Below are 18,288 nucleotides of genomic sequence, written 5' to 3' on the forward strand. Positions count from 1 at the left end.
ATAGAAGCCATGATAAATGAAAAGGAGGTGACATATGCAAAGTGCGAAGCGCTCTTTTCTGAGCTTATTTATTTTACTTGTCGTTTTTGGATCCTGGACAACAATTGCAAGTGCAGCCAAAAAGGTGATCCCAATGGGTGACTCGATTGGGGTTGAATTGCAATTATCAGACATTACTGTTTCAAATGATGTGTTATTACAAAATGGAAGTTGGCTTAAAAGAGGAGATATTGTTGAAATGGTCAACGGTACTTCTGTAAAAAAGCTTGAAAACATTCATGAAATCATAAAGACATCAAAAAGCAAAGATTCCATCAAATTAACCATTAACAGAGATGAAAAAACTAAAAAAGTGGACGTGAAAAGAGAAGAAATGACATCCGTTATGAATTTTCTTCGCGATGAAACAGATGGAATCGGTACACTCACTTTCTTAGATCCTGATACAAAGCAATACGGTGCGTTAGGACATCAAATCATCGATCAGATTTTACAAAAACCACCTCAATTTAATCAAGGCGCTATTTTTTATGCAAGAATTGAGCATATTAAGAAAAGTATCCCTGGTGAGCCAGGTTACAAAATCTCTGCAGTGGAAAATGATAAAGGCCAAATCGGAAGCATTGTGTCAAATAGTGCTTATGGAATATTTGGAAAATGGCAAAAACCTTTACAACCAGCTTTTCCAAAAGCAATTGAAATTATGCAACCATCCGAGATAAAAAAAGGACCTGCAAAACTATTGACGACCATTTCAGGAAAAAAAGTGGAGTCATTTGATATTAATATTACGAAAGTAAATGAGAAAAACTTCCAAATTGAAATAACTGACCCAGTATTAAAAGAAAAAACAGGCGGCATTTTGCAAGGAATGAGTGGTAGTCCTATCATACAAAACGGGCACTTCGCAGGTGCAGTAACTCATATGTTTATTGAAAGTCCTGAAAAAGGAGCTGCGTTACCGATAACAGAAATGCTCCAAAACCAACCTGCGTAAACAAAATTCAAATCCACCCTCTAAATGGGTGGATTTTTTATCTAATTAGTGAAAACATAAAAAGCATATTTTTTCTAATAATTATTTGTTACAATGTAGATAATATTTCATAAGGAATAAAATATACATAATCTTGTCGAAATTGATAAAATATCTATTTCAACTTACTCATTTTTTTAAATTATGAAGGGCTAACTGTGAAGTTGTCGAATTAACCATTTTGTATCAAAAGCGTGTCTACATTCAGAGTATACTCAGATTTTGATCTAAAATTTAATAAGTACTAAGGAGGAAATTTGATGGAGAAAGTAAAAGTTGCAATTGTGGATGATAATAGTGAACTTGTGAAAATGATGGAGGAATACCTTTCCAATCAATCTGACATTGAAGTGATTAGTACTGCAACAAATGGCAAACAATGTTTGAAAATGCTGGAAGAACAAATTCCAGATGTTCTTTTATTAGATATTATTATGCCACATTTGGATGGATTAGCAGTTCTTGAGACTATGCATGAAAATCCAGAATATAACAACATTCAAGTAATCATGTTAACTGCATTTGGTCAAGAAGATGTGATGAAACAAGCAGTTGAACTAGGCGCTTCCTATTTCATGTTAAAGCCATTTGAATTTGACCGATTAGCAGCGAAAATATTACAATGTGCAGGTAAACGAGTAGAAAAACAAAAACGCGTCAGCATTTTACAAGGTTCTAAACCACAGAAATTAGATCAACGTCAACTTGATGCCACAATTACTGCAATTATTAAAGAAATTGGCGTACCAGCTCACATCAAAGGTTATGCATACCTTCGCGAAGCCATCCAAATGGTCTATCTTGACGTAGAACTGCTTGGTTCGATCACAAAGGTGTTATACCCTGACATTGCGAAAAAATTCGATACAACGCCTTCTAGAGTGGAACGTGCGATTCGCCATGCCATCGAAGTCGCATGGAACCGTGGAAACTATGAATCTATCTCGAAAATGTTTGGCTACACAGTCCATCATCTAAAATCAAAACCAACAAATTCGGAGTTCATCGCCATGATTGCTGATAAGATTCGTATTGAGATGGTAGCGGTTTAAAAGAGGAAGAAGACTTGATATGACGGCGTTTTAAAGTGATTATTCATAATTTTAGTTTGCTGAACTCATAACCAATAAATCACTTTTCTGACCAATAAATAACTTAAAATAGTCTAATAAATTATGCACTGATAAGTTTATTGTGTAAAACACAATCTTTTAACTTGGAGGTGTATTTTTTTATGCGCTCAGAATTTGATTTACAATTAGATTCTTTTATGTTGCATTGTGATTCTAAACAATTATCTAAAAAAACAATGAAAAGTTATGATCAAACATTAAAACTTTTTCAATATTATTTAAGAAACGAACTAGGAATTACAGATGCTGCAAAAGTGAAATCATCACACATTAGACTATACATTAGGTATTTACGAGAAAGAGGAAAATACACGGTTACAACTGCAAACGAGAGATGGAGCAATAATAACCCTGGCCAACGTTCTGATTATAAAAATGAAATTTCTAGTACAACAATTGCCAATTATCAACGAAATATAAAAGTGTTCTTTAACTTTTTAAAAAGTGAGAGAGAAATAACAGATAATCCAATGGATACAATCGAAAAAGTGAAACCGAAACGTAAACAAAAGAAATTATTAACACCTGAAGAATTAAAAATATTCTTCCATTCTTTTAATCTAACAAAATTTCATGAATACAGAACATGGTTAATGTGTCGATTGATTTTGGATTCTGGAATGAGAGCAAATGAAACATGTTCATTAATACCAGAAGATGTTGACTTTAGAAGTAAATCCATTTTAATTAGGAAGCCTAAAAATGGTCATGAAAGGTATGTATTTTTCGGGCATAAAATGGCAGCTGATTTGAGAAGTTGGATGAAGTATAGGGATAGATTTTCCGACAGTGAATTTCTATTTCCAACTGTACGTGGAACGAAATTAGATGTTACTAACTTTGAAAGATCTGTAAGACGGGTAGCTAAAAACGTTGGATTAGAAGTACATCCTCATTTATTGAGGAATAATTTTAGTAAATACTATCTCATTGAAGGTAATGGGGATTTTGCTACATTGAGTAGAATTTTAGGCCATTCTTCTGTTGAAGTAACACAGAAAGCCTATCTGGATTTTACAGACGCTGAAATTGGAAAGAAATATCAGAGACATTCGCCAATTAATAATTTAAAACTTTAAAGAAAATAAAAAGGACTAGCGTACCACCGCTAATCCTTAAGAGAGAGTTCAATCAGCTATACACCACATACAACAAAATTGAACACTAATATTATCCTTATTTTATCGAAAAAAAATCGATATTGCAAGGTTTATTAAGTATACCTTTTTTTAGTGTTCATAAGGGTGGAATGCCTATTTATACCCTTAACAAAACAAACCTTGATAAGTTTTCTGTACTGACGCAAAAACAGGGCTTGATACGATTATTTCATGCCACCCCACAGGCATTTTGTATCATTCGGGTGCTTGTCAACCCTTAATGGACAGGAGTGGAAGGTCTGAGTATCTACGGATGCTGTAGAACAAGCTATTGACTATATGGTTAGCGAGTTCCTCAAAAGAAGGATAGCTATTAACTTATACACGCATGATCGCTTATATAAGACATATACGAACTATCGGGGCAGAAGTAGGTAGTAAGCTTGTTAAGTTGGAAAACTTGCGACTTGTGGGGTGCATAATACTAAACGTACACTGTGACGCTTTATGAATGTAGTTGTCTGTCTTTATTTCTATAAGTCTATTTTTTAGATTTTAAGAAACTAGGCAGACAAGCTATGCATCAAGCCTACCGTTACTATTCAGCTTTATGCCAAAGTTCAAAAAAGAGAACAAGTTCATATAGCCCTAAAATTAAACTATAAATATCAACAATTATTAAATTTATATTGAACTAATAGGTAATACTGAGAATTAGATAGGGGAATTCATAATGTGTAAATTTGATCCAGCAATTAAATTGAAAGACAATGCAATGCTTAAAATAAGACCTGAATTGTTTGATGAATGGGATTTTGAAGAGAATAATAAATTAGGTTTTGATATTTATAAGATGACTAAAGGTAGCCATAAAGTTGTATGGTGGAATTGTAATGAATGTGTTAGTAAATATAATAAAAAAATAAGTGACAGAATAAAAGGTCAAAATTGTCCTTATTGTAGTGGATCAAGAATAAATGAAACTAACTCTTTAGCTTCATTAAACCCTGAACTAGCTTCTGAATGGCACCCAACTCTTAATGGTAAATTGACTCCTAAAGATGTTACCAGTAAAAAAAGTGAAAAAGTATGGTGGCTAGGCAGTTGTGGGCATGAATGGGATGCAAGAATAGATGGTAGAAGTAATGGCAATGGTTGCCCTATATGTGATAATAAAATAATTCTAAAAGGTTTCAATGATATGTGGACAACAAATCCAAAATTATCCTCTCTTCTTTTAAATCCTGAAGATGGTTATAAATATAGTCAAACCAGTGGTAGAAAAGTAAATTGGAAGTGTTCTGAATGTGAATCAATTATTAGAAATAAGAAAATTGCAGATATCAATTATTATGGTATTAAATGCCCTAAGTGCTCAGATGGATTTAGTATTCCTGAAAGAATAATGTATAACCTATTAATGCAATTAAATATCGATTTTAATCACGATGTGTCTTTTAAATGGTCAAATACTAAAAGATACGATTTTTATATCCCCTTAATCAACTTAATTATTGAAACACATGGAGGGCAGCATTCAGAAAGAGGATTTAAAAGTATAGGTGGTCGTAGTTTAGATGAAGAAATTGCGAATGATAAATTAAAAGAGAAATTAGCTAAAGGAAATGATATAGAAAATTACATTGTAATTGATACTAGATTATCTGAATTTGATTATATAAAAACTAACATTTTAAATAGTAAACTATCCTTATTTCTAGATTTAAATAATGTGGATTGGATTAAAATATTTACTGATTCTCAAAAATCTTTAAGTAAGATTGCTTATGAACTATGGAATGATGGATTAAAAGATGTTGTTTTAATTGCAAATAAATTAAATATACACAAAAGAACAGTTTGGAGATACCTTGAGTTTTGGAGTAGTTTAGGAAAATGTGATGATTTTATAGATTACAATGACCAAAAAAGAAAAGTAGTACAATTAAGTCCTGATAATGTTTTAATAAAAGTTTGGATGTCAATTTCAGATGCTGTAAAAAAATCTGGCTTAACAATTACTACTGGAAATATTTCAAAGGTATGTAAGGGACAACGAAATAAAACAGGCGAATGCAAGTGGATGTATTTAAACGATTATGAAAAGTTTGTATCTACAGGAATACCACCTTATCCGTTAGATAAAGATCATCCAAACTCCAAAGCAGTAGTTAAATTAAATAACAATTTAGAACTAATAGAGAAATATAGTTCTATTAAAAAAGCAGCAAAGAATAATAATATAAAATCAGTAGGAGCAATAGCTAATGCATGTCTTGGCAAATCAAACTCTTCTGGTGGCTATAAGTGGATGTATCTAGACGATTACGAAAAAATGCTAAAAGATGAATAATATCCCCTTATAGGCTAATTAGGTTCAAATCTGATGGGAAAGATATTGAGGACTGTTTTAATCCATGATTGTAATGGAACTTGAAGCTGCTATTTAATATTAGAAGTAGCAAAGGCTTATGAATTTATAACATTGTTGCGAGTGACCATTGATAACCAAATGTACTTTTTAGGTTACTAAATAGGTCACTCGCTTTTTATTTTTGAGGTATCTATATATGAAAAAAGTATTTAAGGATTCCCTAATATTTATAATGACCAAGTTGTTCTTGGATATGGGGTGATTTAGAGCACTCTAAAAAGGAAGAACAAAAAATTGGAGGAAGAAAACAAGCAACTCAGAGATCAGCTGAACGTCGCTTATGCAGATGTTAATAAAAAGTTATAGTCAATAGGAGTACCTTGCTCTCATTCTTCAATTATAGGGCCAGATTGTTGAATAACATGTTAAATTATATAGTGAAGATTGCGAAGGAATTCACTTAAACTAACGGGGGTTAATGGAATAAGAAGCAAAAAAGAACATACCTTTTATTAGGAGGTGTTGTTCTAATGAAAAAAAATATTGTTCTATGGGTTGTCTTAATTTGTTTTACATTAGTATGTGTTATACAGTTCATAAATTATCAAAATAATGATGAAGAGGTAAAAAGTAAAAATAACAATATAGATGAAGTTTTTAATGTTGGAGGTAAATCTGTAACGGAAGAAGCCCTGAATGAGTTTAAGGAAACTAATTTAAAATTAGCGTCTTTTATTAAAGAAAACAATTCCAATCCTGAAACACAAGTTTCAGAAATTCAGTTGGATACTAATAATTTCCCTAAAAGTATAATTTATATAGATGTATTGCCCAATAAATCGATAAATACAGAAGAAGTTAAGGAACATTATTTAAAAATTATTGAAAAGGCTAAATCTATGTCGTTATTGAATAAGGACGCTGAAATCGAAATTATTATAGAAACAGATGTAAAAAAGTAGAAATGTTAGATTAGTTGTTGTTGAACTAACGGGTGCGTTAGTTGAAGAAGCAGTAAGTGATATTATGAGTGAGGTTAGATTTTAGTTATTAAATTAAAGGGCACGATTGTGGAATAATTGTCTAATTTCTTCTACAACTAAACTGGTGCTTAGTAGAAGATCTTTGAGCTGTTCAGACGGCTCTTTTTTTATTCAACTAAATGAGCAGGTTATTTCGATAATAGTAAAGGATTTTCGTATAAGATTCTTGAATAAGTAGGTATAAATTCTAAGCCCTAGGAGGTACAAAATGGAGTTTTATAAATTTAGTAAAGATAGTGGTAAGATGATTTCTAATTTCAATTCAGACTTTGTTATGTCCCGTATTATCCAAATAGATAAGTCTGTTAACATAGGGTGTATGCACTTAGACAAAAAAGGCATTGTTGGCTACCATCAAGCAGTAGTACCTCAACTATTATTAATCTTAAATGGCGAAGGTTATGTCCGTAGTGAAAAAGACGAATACTTTAAAGTTAAATCAGGAGATGCAGTATTTTGGGAAAAACATGAATGGCATGAAACAAAATCCGATTTAGGATTGACTGCTATTGTCATTGAAAGCGAAGAATTAAATCCCTCGTTATTCATGCCATTAAAGAAATAGAATTTGTTCAAATTGCTTGGTATCAAAGCAAAAAGTAACCATGATAAAAAATATATAATTGCAATATTAACGGGAGATTTTAATTCAACAAACGGGCGCGATAGTTGATGAAGCGTCATTTTTCTTCAACTAACGGTTGTCTTAATAAAAGATACTTTTCAACAATCACCCTCACTACAAATTGTGGATAAGGTTTTTTAACAGTTCTACACTCTATTAATACAGGTTTGGGAAGGTTTTTAGTTTATATTGTGATATATAATAAGTTATCACGCTGAAAGAGAGAACTATAATATGATTACAGTTAAAAATGCTAAAGCTTGTTTAGAAAGGAAACTGGATTTTGAAAATGATACGGTAGCTACGATTTGGGAGAAATTCAAAGAATTTTGTAGAGAAGATATTCAGGGAGAAGAAGAAAAAGAAATCTTATTTGAATGTGGCATTTTTAAATTTACAGGAGAGAAAATGCTACACTTTGATTTTGTCCGCCAATTTACAAAGTATGAAGATGATGAGTATGAAGGAATGGAACAATTACATTGTGAATTTTTATTTGAATATACTAAAGAAGTAAAACGTTTAAAAGCTACAGAATGGTCAATGGATTATGAAAGTTTAGATGAACTTTTCGCCTCTGTAGAAGATTTAAAATCATTTCAAAAAGTACTTCAATTGACACCTATTAAACGTGATTTGTACCAAGAAGAAGTTTAAATATAAGCAGCAGAACCATACATTAGAGTTAACTATAAACAGTTAGCTCTTTTTTATGCACAAAAATAAAATGGACACCCTTTGAGAACCAGTATTATGGTAAACAAATTAAGTGAAATAAGGTAAATGTTAGCATTAATTACTTCGACTGTAAAGTATGATATATTTGTGAAGACTAATTAAATTTAAATGGGAAGGTTGGAAAATATGTATAAAGAAAAATTTGCTCACTCGCCTTGGGTCATTGGTATTTTGTTTGCTCTATGGTTTTTAATTATTCCACCAATTATAGGAATAGTTCTTATAATTAAAAGAAATAAAGAAATTAATAAATTTGAAACTTTTTGGACGGAGAATAATTTTGATCAGATTATAAACTCTCGAGAGCAAATAGAGCAGTTAAATGATGAAATACATAAGTTGTCTAAAAATAAAAAAGAAATAGAAAGACAACTGGATTCATTTAAACCAGTTACAGATGCTTTAGAAATAAGAACCGCTCTTAATAAGAAAATAGAAGAGTTAAATAATGAAAGTGCAATTTTATCTAAAAAAATTTCTGACAGTAATATGTTAATCGATTTGGAAAAATCTAAACAAGCAATAAATTATGATATCCAAAAATTAGAATCTAATAAATCCGCCATTAATGATGAAATCAATTCCCTTCAAAAGGAACTTTTCCTTTTTACTGAGGAACTTCAAATGCAATCATTTGGTTTCTATAACCCTAAATATGGCTTTGAAAACTCCGAAGCGTATCAAGCTAAATTAAATGAAATACGTCAGGAACAAAAGAAAATGGTCAAAGAAAAGACTGCCACCTCCCATCGTCTTGACTGGACAATCGGGGAAGACCGTAAGAAAGGGAAAGAGTTTATTCTTGATACTATCAAATTGATTTTAAGAGCATTTAATAATGAATGTGATAACATCATTACCAAAGTAAAGTACAACAACATTGAGGCAAGTGAACAGAGAATAAACAAACTTTATGAGGAGTTAAATAAGCTTACAGACATGCAACAAGTATCCATTACTAATGGATTTCTTAAACTGAAAATAGAAGAATTGTATCTAAAGTATGAGTTCGAGCAAAAGAAACAAGAAGAGAAAGAAGAACAAATGGAAATTAAAGAACGAATGCGTGAAGAGGCAAAAGCGCTAAAAGAACTAGAAAAAGCTAGAGAGAAAGTGGAGAAAGAAGAAAAACATTTTGAGCAGGCAATTGAAAAACTCCGAGCTCAAATGGCAGAAACGGATAAATCTAGACAGGCTAAATTAATTGAAAAACTTATGGAACTTGAAGCTAAGCTAGAAGAAACTAGAAAAACAAAAGAGGATGTATTGTATCGTGTTCAAAACACCAGAGCTGGCTATGTTTACATTATCTCTAATATCGGTTCTTTTGGAGAAGATGTGTTTAAAATTGGTATGACCCGCCGTTTAGAGCCTATGGATCGAGTAAAAGAGCTTGGGGATGCTTCAGTACCTTTCTTGTTTGATGTACATGGAATGATTTTCAGTGATGATGCACCCGCACTTGAAAACGCATTACATAAAGCTTTCACCGATAGACGCGTTAACAAAATTAATGAGCGTAAAGAATTTTTCAGAGTAACTCTTAGTGAAATTGAAGAAGTAGTGAAACGAAATCACAATAAGACAGTTGAGTTTACGAAACTAGCTAAAGCAGAGGAATATAGAAAAACAATAGCTATTGTAAAACAAGAAGTTCTAGAAGTTGTTTAATCAATTGAAATTTTGACTAAAGGGAGTGTTGATCCGGTTATGACGCTTACTTTATCACTAAAAATCAAGCAGAACTACAAGAAGAGTTCGTCAACTCTAATGTTAAAATAGTCCAGTCATTAGATAATACTGATTACAATAATAATGAATTTGTAGTTGAGGACATTGATGGAATATGGATAGCTTTTGGTTTTAAAATAGGCTAATTGGCAAAGTAGCTAGGAGCAAATAAATTGATGTATGATACGGTATTCTTAATAACTTAATTACATTCGGTAAATTAGGAGATGTAGTTACATTTCTTATTATGTATAACGGGATAGTTTAGGCTCTATTATAGAGTCTTTTTTTATTGGGGAAATTGATAAATAAGTACTTTCGCTTGTGATTCATTTTGCAGTTCTCGTTCATTCGAGCCTCTGTATAAATGAATTGTAGGTGGAGGTGCTTATTACTTTTAATCTAAAAAGAATGGAATGGAACAATTTATGGTTAGTGAGTTCTTCATGAAAAGGAGAGATATTGGTTGATCTTCAACTGTTCAGTATTCAAATTAAATTCCCATCCTTCTCTTTTACAGAGTTTGGTTGAATTTTCGGAAGGGTATACCAAAAAATTGTAAGGATATTTGCGTTACCCTTTATTGCCATTTACAATATAGTCAAAGATAGTCAAAGTCAAACGATGGAAATTATGTAATAAGGGTGGTGAAATTATTTTAGTGAGGAATTCTTAACTTTTCTAAATTTAAATGACCTCAAATGATAAAAGTAGTAAATGAAGGGATATTGTACATGATGAACAAAAGATATGTATCAGACTATATTACTACAGATGCCATATTAACATGGACTTGTGAAGACATTGTTACAATTTCTGCAGATACTGGATTAGGAAAATCGTACTTCATTATGAATACATTAGGTTCACTTGTTAAAGCAAAGAATCAACGTATTTTATTATTAGTACATCGTGACAACTGTAAGAACCAATTTGAACTCGATATCGCAAAATTAAAAATTGAAGGTATCATTGATGATAATTCAATTGACGTTGTTACTTATCAATCGATTGCAGCAAAAAACATCAATAAGAAGTTGTTTGATTTTAGCTTTAAGAAATATGATTATATTGTTTGTGATGAATATCAATACTTCATCGAGGATTCATCATTTAATCATACAACAGATATTGCTCTCAAAGCGATTATGAATCAATCCAATACGATTAGAATCTTTATTTCCGCAACGGATAAGTATATGAAATACTACTTTAAAGATTTTAAAAAAATTGGCATAAAAGAATTTACGCCACCAATTTCAAAAGGAGAATTTATTCAACAGTTAGAATTTTATTATAGCGATGATTTGGTGGAAAAATTCTTAGATTACGCAATTGAAAACAAGAAAAAATCAATCTTCTTCATTGATAATATTGATTTAGCTTTAAAGTTACATCAAAAATATCCTGTAGAAACTTTCTTTAATTGTTCTAAAGGAAAAAAAGAGTATCAGCATGTTGAAGAACAACAAATAAATGATATGCTTAAAAATAAAGGCTTTAATAAGCAAAACGTCGAAGGTAATATGGACTCTACTGAGGGGAAAATAGTATTAATATCAACATCTTGCCTTGATGCAGGGGTTACGATTTGGGACGATAATCTAAAAAATATTGTTTGTGATATTACTGATACGGACAAGATGGTTCAATGTGTTGGACGTAAACGACTAAGAGAAGATGAAAAAATCGTTCTGACACTTAAAGCATTCACAAACGAACAATTGGGAGGTATTCAGTCTAAATCACGTAATTTAGTACAAAAGCCATTGTATCTAATGGAAAATGGACAAGATGCCTATATCGAAAAATATGGGCGAGATGTAGATAAATCAAATATTGTATATATCACAAAAGATGATCAGAATAATACAATCCTTGAAGTAAATGAGATGCGGTATTTACATCATGTAATTAAAGAAAATGAAATGGTTCATATTAACAATAAATATGGTGACTTTAAAAATCGATACTGTGAATACATCAAAGATAAGTTTGGTGTTAATAGCTATGCAATTTATGAAGATAGATTGAGTAATTATGAACTAGCTGAATATCTAGAATCGTTACTTGGTAAAAGGTTGTTTAAAATAGAACAAAATGAATTAATAGATATGATTAATTACAAAGTAAATGGAGTTAAGAAAAAAAGTTATAATAAACTCAATGAAAGATTAGAGATGATTAATTCAAGCTATAGGATTAGACCTGGAAAATCAGGGAATAATCGATACTGGATTATAGAAAAAGTTTAAAATGGGACAATTTTGATGTAACCCTTATAATAAATGTTTACATTAAAATTGTCCCATTTGAAATCCGAAGAAAGATATGTAGAGGAAAGTAAAACTTGTTTTACTTTTCTCAAAGGTGCACTATCGCAGAATGCAGATAGTGTGCCTAATTAATTTGGGTTAATTAAGAGCTATCAGACAAATAATTCTGAGGGCTTTTTTATGTTGATAAGACTATAGGGATAATCCACTTATTGTTATTTATCGAGTGGACGACCTGTAATGACAATAGAATAATGTATATTTGCAACTGTTTGTTAATTTCATTTGCATAGCTAAAATCATCGTTTATTAATAAAAGATAACCAATTAATCGAACTGGTACGAAGACAAAAACGAAAAAGTAAATGTTCTCAAGTTGCGAAAAACTTGCTTTTCATAATTTGAGCTGGAGCAACATAGAATATATAAATAGTTAACAAAAAGGAGTGCAATATGTGGGCGAAATTGTAAATCTCCGAAAATTAAATGATGACATTCTAACAGAACGAGCCATTCAAACACAAATTGATAAGAAGCTAAAAATGTATGCTGGCGATTTCAACCGTTTTGAAGAATATTGCAATCAGCAAAAAAGATCAATCAGTTTTGACTCATTGGAGAAATACCTTTTCCACACAATACAATCCAGAAAAAAGCTTTCAACATTCAATCGTAGAGCTGCAGGCGTGAAGTATTATCTTATCAATCAATATGGCCTTCTCGAGACAGAACAGCAGACACATCGAATTGCACAACTTAGAAGTATGTACAACAATCAAGAATACAGTGAGCAAAAACTAATGCATGGCCAATCGGCGGAAGATAAGAATGAAGTAATGCATTTAATCGATAAGTTAGATACAAGAGCAAAAGCCATTGCATTGGTTAATTTGGTAACCGCTAATCGTCCTAGTGAAATGATCAGTTTACGAATAAAACATTTCAATTTGAAGAATAAATCAGTTTCTGTTTATATGACCAAACAAAAGGGATGGCACGTAAAACGATTAACGTTGAATTGTATTAATGCAATCCGTGCTTATATCGATAAATATCAGCTATCGGAGAATGATTATTTTGTTGGTAAGGTTGATAAACATGGTAATTTAACAAGTGTAAAAATCAGTGATACTGCTTATAGAAACACCATTCATCGATGGTTAGGCTTTTCCCCTTATACATTACGAAAAACTCAAATTACAGCTATGCATGAAGCAGGTGCTGATCTAGCTACAATTGCAACCCAAAGTGGCCATTCATCTCTTGAAACGATTAGTAAGCATTATCTTGAAATTCATAACACCACAATAGATAAATATTTGTAACGGCTACTCATTAATTTGAGTAGTCGTTATTTATTTAGAAACATTCATATAAAATAATAATTTTAAGTAATTGTTATACATGTCCAATTATCAATAGCTAATGTATTCGTAGACAAGCTTTAATTAGATTAGTATATTACTACTTTAAATTGACTCAATACGGAAATTTAACATTATATTTTTGTGTTAGGGGGAGCTGTAATTCCATATATTAGATTTTGATGGTTTGAATTAAGCCATTACCAGGCACACTCACACAGACTTTAAATACAAATGCAGATTTACCTTTGAACTGGTAACCGTGAGTACAAGAAGCATTCCAAAAATCAAGAAAGGATAAGCCAGAGATTATAAGTAATGGTTATTCTGCTTGTCACTCTTTAGGCTAAACTATCCTATTGTCCAGATATCCAGATCATGAGAATTATAAAGGGGTCACCCAGTCTTAAGTCATATATTTTCTATATGGAAATGCTTGAGAGTGGGACTGAGATGTTGGACAAGTATGATGTAATCAGTATGCTTAATTTTTTTTCCATACATACCATGGTAATTTATAATCCATTTTCTTACCTCGTTTACTATTTTTATCTGTTACTATCCAATTACCATCTTTCTTTTGTACTTTATAAATTACATTTGTACCATCAGAATTCTTAAAGAGTATATAACCTGTGTTGCCTTTTATAAAGGTTACATGCTTTTAGATAAATTCTCATGTCTAAATTGGATTTATTTCTATACATGTAATTTATATAGACACCACATAAATGGTATTGTAATATTTTAGTAATAAGAATAAATATTAACCTTTTTAATATACTGAAGGATTTACGTATTCAATGAAAGGAGAGGACTAGAAAGTGAAAAGATCAAATAAGTGGATTCTTTTAGGAATCGTAACAGGAACACTTCTTATAATTGGTTTTCAAAAGACTGATTTAATTAAACATAACCAGTCAAGTTCAGGAGCAAGACAACCACATATTACAATGGTTTCAAATACTAAAGTTACATACTACAAAACAACTTACAATGGAAAGGCTATTGCCACCAAAACCAATTCTATTTCAGTATCAGGAAAATACTTAGTATCTGCCAATGAGGTCTTAAAAAAAGCAGGAGCAACGGTATCGTACAATAGCAAAACCAAAACTTTCACTATCAAAGCAGGAAGTAAAACAACAACGCATAAAAAAGGTACAAACTATGCCTATGTCAACAAAAAGAAAACCACCCTCTCAACCAAATCAATGGTGCATAAAGGGATAACAATGGTTCCATACGATTTAGTCAGCAAAGCAACGACATCCAAAGTCACAGTCTCATCAGCAACCAAAACCATCAAAATTACCAAATCTGTAACATCAACACCTACAAGTCAAACCACACCTAAACTCTTATATCAAGGACATGACTACGGAGCAAGAAATAACGTGGAGTATATAAAAACAATAGACTATGTAAACAAATATATTGCTGACCATGCAAAAGATGGGCTCCCATTCGGTGGTGACTATCATAAATCATACGAAGCCTACTTCAAAGACGGAGTAAAAGCCCCTTCTGATATGAATTACAACATGTCCGACTATCAATATGGATTATACTTTGCTGAATTATGGGGTAAGGATTTTAGAGATAATAAAGTTCCTTATAATACAATTGTAAAGTTAGATGAAGTTGGGCGATTAGCACAAAATATTTTGTCAGATGCTAATTACAGAGTAACACATAAAGATAAATCAGTACGTTCAGCATATGACGTCTTTTATCGTCATGTAGGTGACTGTGATGCCACAGCTCACGTTCAACAAGTCATTTTTGACGAGTATGGCTTCACAACAAAGGTAGCCTACTTCCCATCTCATGCAGATTTACATGTTAAAGTAGGCAATCATTGGTATGCATTCAATTCAGGAGTATTTAGAAGTCAAGATTAACGGTCTTTAATCAAAACCCTCTTGTAAAAGAGGGTTTTTCTTTTACCCTCACACAACTAACCACCCCCTCACTCCACAATATCACCCATCTTCAACACTAGCAAATATTAGAAATAACCTTTGATAAAAATTTACATTAATATACAATGTGTAAAAGCATTAGTATAAATAAAGAAGGAGGAACTGAAATAGGAAAAGTCACGATGCTTAGGTACGCCGTAAAATTTATCCACTTCTTTATATTAAAGAAAATTTTATTCAGCTAACGGAACATGATTTAATACAAACACTGTCACTTGACTAGCGTTATTTTTATTGTCAAAAATAGCTGGAATTTATTAAAGGTAAACTCTTCCCCTTTGTCGAAATTTGACTTAAGTAACAATATTGGAGGAAGGTTTATTGGATTTAATGAAGTTAATTGAGAACATTCCTAATAGTACGTATGCTGCAACAGTATCATCGTTTATAATATATGCTGCAAAAATGACTATCAATAATTGGGGGTTAACGGAATTAGAAAGATTGAGGTTAAATAATTTTAAAAAGTTTCTAATTTTGGTCACTAAATATAGTTTTGTTAGCATGATCTTTGCAGTTATTGTCTTATTTATTTTAGCAAAATCAGATACAAAAAGTGCCACTGTAATATTATTGACAACGATATTTTGTTTTGTAGCTTTCTTAATTACTATGCTTATAGCAGAACGAGTATTTAAGTTTATTAGTTCAGTTTTATCATTCAAATACGATTATTATGCAATTGATGAGTCAGAAAATTTACTTTACAGGATTGTTAAGTTGAGCAGTAATAATAAGTTTCAAATAGAATCAAAAGGAATTGAGGGATTCATTGAAGTAGATGAATTAAACAACAATAGATAATTTAAGCTTGAATAATTATAAAAAGCCTTACTACAATATAGATGTAGCAAAGCTCTTTTGTGAAATTCATTATAAATCCTCTTATGTACTATTGAAAAGCCTTATTTCTAATGATTATAAACATTAGGATTACATATTTAACCCCTCAACCTAATGTGGAAGAGGGGAATCTTTTACTTTAAATTAAATACATACATGACAAATTAATCTTCAAATAATTCATTAGCTAGATCTTCAATTTCTTTAGCTAATTTGTTTTTTCCTTCATAATCAATTGAGATTTTTTCACCATTAAAAATTAACATATCACCAACTGTCACTTGTTCAGGTAATAGTGATTTTAGGATATCTGTTTTATAAGAAAATTTCCCTCTGTATCTGCTCAAAATAAGAATGATAGGCTACTTGTTTCAAATAATCAAAATTTTTCTATAAACCTAAAAAATTTTAAAAAGATACGGCTAAATACGAATTTCTACTGTCTAATAAGTATAGAAGAAAGAAAGGGGGCAATTATTCTGCCAAAAGAAACATCGATTTCAAAAAAAGACAAGGAAGTATTATTCTCGTTATTCCAGGAATATCAACAAGATATTTATCGAATGGCCTATACTTACGTAAAAAATAATGATGATGCTTTAGATGTAGTACAAGAAGTTGCTTATCGAGCCTTTAAGAATTTCGATACACTAAAAGAAATGAAGTATATTAAAACATGGTTGTTCAGAATCACAATAAATTGCTCTATAGATTGCTTAAGGAAGAATAACAAGATTATCATTGAATCTCACGACTTGGAAAAGCAGTGGGACGGTTCAGGTAAGGATCTAGATGTTCCTCTCAGCCTTTCATTACAAGATATTTTAGATGAGTTGGATATGACAGAGAAAACGGTAATCTTATTAAAGTATTATCAAGAATATACGTTTCAGGAAATTTCTTCTGTTATGTACTTGCCGTTAAGTACTGTTAAAACTATTACATATCGCGCTTTGACAAAACTCAAAAAAATTGTAAAGAAGGAGGATATCTATGGAGGATAATAATCAAATTCAAAAGAACTTAAATTCAATTAAAATTCCTAATGATCTAAATGAGAGGGTTATGAAAGGTTTTAAGCAAGCAGAGGATGAAATGATCAATCAATCGTTTAAGAAAAAGGGAACTTTTAAAAAGAAATTCATACTCGTGTCTTCTGCTGCCGTTTTGTTTATAGGGCTTTTTATCGGTTCTACTTTTGTCTCACCAGCAATGGCTACAATCGCCTCCAAAATCCCCTTGTTCAATACAGTTTTTAATAGAGGGACAATTGATGACGCATTAACTAAATATCTGACGGAACAAGGATTTGAAGTAATAAGCATTTCCCAAGATTATAAGCAGCACACGCTCTTAATATCTATTGATTCTAAACAATATGCTCAGCAAAAGAAAGAAGTAGAGCAGACCGCAAAACAATATCTACATCAGGAAGGATACAACAAAATTAACATTAAGGTAAAAAGATATACAGGAGAAATAGTACTTGAGAACATAAAGGAATATCCTTTAGAAAATAAAGATTTTCTCTTTGAAATTAGGAAACAAATGAAGGAAGCTGGATTCAATTTAACGTACAATCAGTTCATGATAAAACCGAAACCAGCTGAATTGACGTTATTAATTCCTGAAAGTGACTATAACACAAGAAAAGATGAAATCATTCGTATTGTGAAAGAAGCTGGTGAGGCTTATGATGTAGGGGATTTTAAAATATCATTTGAGACATTTACTTTTGATCAACGTGAACGGAACTCTAGATGGATGAGTATTATTAGTACTCTTAATGAAGTGTTGCTTAATAATGAAGAATATTCCATTAAATCCTTTGGTTATTCTGTTAAAGACAAGGTTAAATTATATGTTCAATTAAACATTCGGGCAGGAGATTCAAGAGCAAAAGAAAAAGCTAAAATTATAGAACAAGTCATTCATGAATTTCTCTCTTCTCAGGAAATAAGAAAAACGATTAAAGACGACCAGTATCAAATTGAAATAACAAGTAAAGATAATAAAAAAATGAATTAAAAACAAGATAAG

Annotated in this window: 15 protein-coding genes and 1 pseudogene; 15 read left to right on the top strand and 1 reads right to left on the bottom strand. The window is 31.3% G+C overall.

Annotation, left to right across the window (positions count from 1 at the left end):
* Positions 1–34: 34 nt before the first annotated feature.
* The 13 genes and pseudogenes from CEF14_RS02535 (at position 35) to CEF14_RS02600 (ending at position 16,209) form a co-directional block, all read left to right on the top strand.
* A complete protein-coding gene (locus CEF14_RS02535) occupies positions 35–997 on the top strand; it encodes a SpoIVB peptidase S55 domain-containing protein (RefSeq protein WP_102691400.1) in 963 nt (320 codons plus the stop codon).
* A 299-nt stretch (positions 998–1,296) separates the two neighbouring features.
* Complete coding sequence (gene spo0A, locus CEF14_RS02540) at positions 1,297–2,088, top strand: sporulation transcription factor Spo0A (protein ID WP_102691401.1); 792 nt, start codon at positions 1,297–1,299, stop codon at positions 2,086–2,088.
* Between the two features lie 182 nt (positions 2,089–2,270).
* Positions 2,271–3,248 (top strand): tyrosine-type recombinase/integrase, encoded by a 978-nt coding sequence (locus CEF14_RS02545; RefSeq protein WP_102691402.1) that lies wholly within the window; start codon positions 2,271–2,273, stop codon positions 3,246–3,248.
* A gap of 754 nt (positions 3,249–4,002) precedes the next feature.
* Entirely contained in the window at positions 4,003–5,622 is a 1,620-nt protein-coding gene (locus CEF14_RS02550) for a zinc-ribbon domain-containing protein (RefSeq protein WP_102691403.1), read from the top strand.
* A gap of 288 nt (positions 5,623–5,910) precedes the next feature.
* A pseudogene (locus CEF14_RS19175) lies at positions 5,911–6,009 on the top strand (DUF6262 family protein); the annotation flags it as partial.
* A gap of 164 nt (positions 6,010–6,173) precedes the next feature.
* Positions 6,174–6,605 (top strand): hypothetical protein, encoded by a 432-nt coding sequence (locus CEF14_RS02560; RefSeq protein WP_102691404.1) that lies wholly within the window; start codon positions 6,174–6,176, stop codon positions 6,603–6,605.
* 289 nt (positions 6,606–6,894) lie between these two features.
* Positions 6,895–7,251 (top strand): cupin domain-containing protein, encoded by a 357-nt coding sequence (locus CEF14_RS02565; RefSeq protein WP_102691405.1) that lies wholly within the window; start codon positions 6,895–6,897, stop codon positions 7,249–7,251.
* Between the two features lie 294 nt (positions 7,252–7,545).
* The gene (locus CEF14_RS02570; RefSeq protein WP_102691406.1) at positions 7,546–7,968 is read left to right on the top strand and encodes a hypothetical protein; all 423 of its coding nucleotides are present in this window, start codon (positions 7,546–7,548) and stop codon (positions 7,966–7,968) included.
* A gap of 207 nt (positions 7,969–8,175) precedes the next feature.
* On the top strand, positions 8,176–9,720 hold the full coding sequence (locus tag CEF14_RS02575) for an SNIPE associated domain-containing protein (RefSeq protein ID WP_102691407.1): 1,545 nt from the start codon (positions 8,176–8,178) through the stop codon (positions 9,718–9,720).
* A 761-nt stretch (positions 9,721–10,481) separates the two neighbouring features.
* Positions 10,482–12,035 (top strand): DEAD/DEAH box helicase family protein, encoded by a 1,554-nt coding sequence (locus CEF14_RS02585; protein ID WP_170061407.1) that lies wholly within the window; start codon positions 10,482–10,484, stop codon positions 12,033–12,035.
* Positions 12,036–12,511: 476 nt separating this feature from the next.
* Positions 12,512–13,381: a tyrosine-type recombinase/integrase gene (locus tag CEF14_RS02590; RefSeq protein WP_102691409.1), complete on the top strand. Its 870-nt coding sequence runs from the start codon at positions 12,512–12,514 to the stop codon at positions 13,379–13,381.
* Between the two features lie 863 nt (positions 13,382–14,244).
* Positions 14,245–15,324 carry a copper amine oxidase N-terminal domain-containing protein gene (locus CEF14_RS02595; RefSeq protein ID WP_102691410.1) on the top strand — a complete coding sequence of 360 codons (1,080 nt, stop codon included), beginning with the start codon at positions 14,245–14,247 and terminating at the stop codon, positions 15,322–15,324.
* A 402-nt stretch (positions 15,325–15,726) separates the two neighbouring features.
* Positions 15,727–16,209: a hypothetical protein gene (locus CEF14_RS02600; RefSeq protein WP_102691411.1), complete on the top strand. Its 483-nt coding sequence runs from the start codon at positions 15,727–15,729 to the stop codon at positions 16,207–16,209.
* Between the two features lie 203 nt (positions 16,210–16,412).
* Here CEF14_RS02600 and CEF14_RS02605 read toward each other — a convergent pair whose 3' ends face one another.
* On the bottom strand, positions 16,413–16,595 hold the full coding sequence (locus CEF14_RS02605; RefSeq protein ID WP_170061408.1) for a DUF3006 domain-containing protein: 183 nt from the start codon (positions 16,593–16,595) through the stop codon (positions 16,413–16,415).
* A 150-nt stretch (positions 16,596–16,745) separates the two neighbouring features.
* On the opposite strand from CEF14_RS02605, the gene CEF14_RS02610 reads away from it, so the two are divergent.
* Positions 16,746–17,252: a sigma-70 family RNA polymerase sigma factor gene (locus CEF14_RS02610; protein WP_322788400.1), complete on the top strand. Its 507-nt coding sequence runs from the start codon at positions 16,746–16,748 to the stop codon at positions 17,250–17,252.
* Entirely contained in the window at positions 17,242–18,276 is a 1,035-nt protein-coding gene (locus CEF14_RS02615) for a DUF4030 domain-containing protein (protein WP_102691414.1), read from the top strand. Before CEF14_RS02610 ends, CEF14_RS02615 begins: the two co-directional genes overlap by 11 nt.
* Positions 18,277–18,288: the final 12 nt, after the last annotated feature.

The organism is Rummeliibacillus pycnus, assembly GCF_002884495.1.
In the GTDB taxonomy this organism is placed as follows: domain Bacteria; phylum Bacillota; class Bacilli; order Bacillales_A; family Planococcaceae; genus Rummeliibacillus; species Rummeliibacillus pycnus.

Bases quoted from the DNA above. Each gene is read 5' to 3' on its own strand.
- CEF14_RS02565 (WP_102691405.1), top strand. From the start codon at position 6,895: ATGGAGTTTTATAAATTTAGTAAAGATAGTGGTAAGATGATTTCTAAT.
- CEF14_RS02550 (WP_102691403.1), top strand. From the start codon at position 4,003: ATGTGTAAATTTGATCCAGCAATTAAATTGAAAGACAATGCAATGCTT.
- CEF14_RS02535 (WP_102691400.1), top strand. From the start codon at position 35: ATGCAAAGTGCGAAGCGCTCTTTTCTGAGCTTATTTATTTTACTTGTC.
- CEF14_RS02585 (WP_170061407.1), top strand. From the start codon at position 10,482: ATGATAAAAGTAGTAAATGAAGGGATATTGTACATGATGAACAAAAGA.
- CEF14_RS02560 (WP_102691404.1), top strand. From the start codon at position 6,174: ATGAAAAAAAATATTGTTCTATGGGTTGTCTTAATTTGTTTTACATTA.
- CEF14_RS02575 (WP_102691407.1), top strand. From the start codon at position 8,176: ATGTATAAAGAAAAATTTGCTCACTCGCCTTGGGTCATTGGTATTTTG.
- CEF14_RS02545 (WP_102691402.1), top strand. From the start codon at position 2,271: ATGCGCTCAGAATTTGATTTACAATTAGATTCTTTTATGTTGCATTGT.
- CEF14_RS02570 (WP_102691406.1), top strand. From the start codon at position 7,546: ATGATTACAGTTAAAAATGCTAAAGCTTGTTTAGAAAGGAAACTGGAT.
- spo0A (WP_102691401.1), top strand. From the start codon at position 1,297: ATGGAGAAAGTAAAAGTTGCAATTGTGGATGATAATAGTGAACTTGTG.
- CEF14_RS02615 (WP_102691414.1), top strand. From the start codon at position 17,242: ATGGAGGATAATAATCAAATTCAAAAGAACTTAAATTCAATTAAAATT.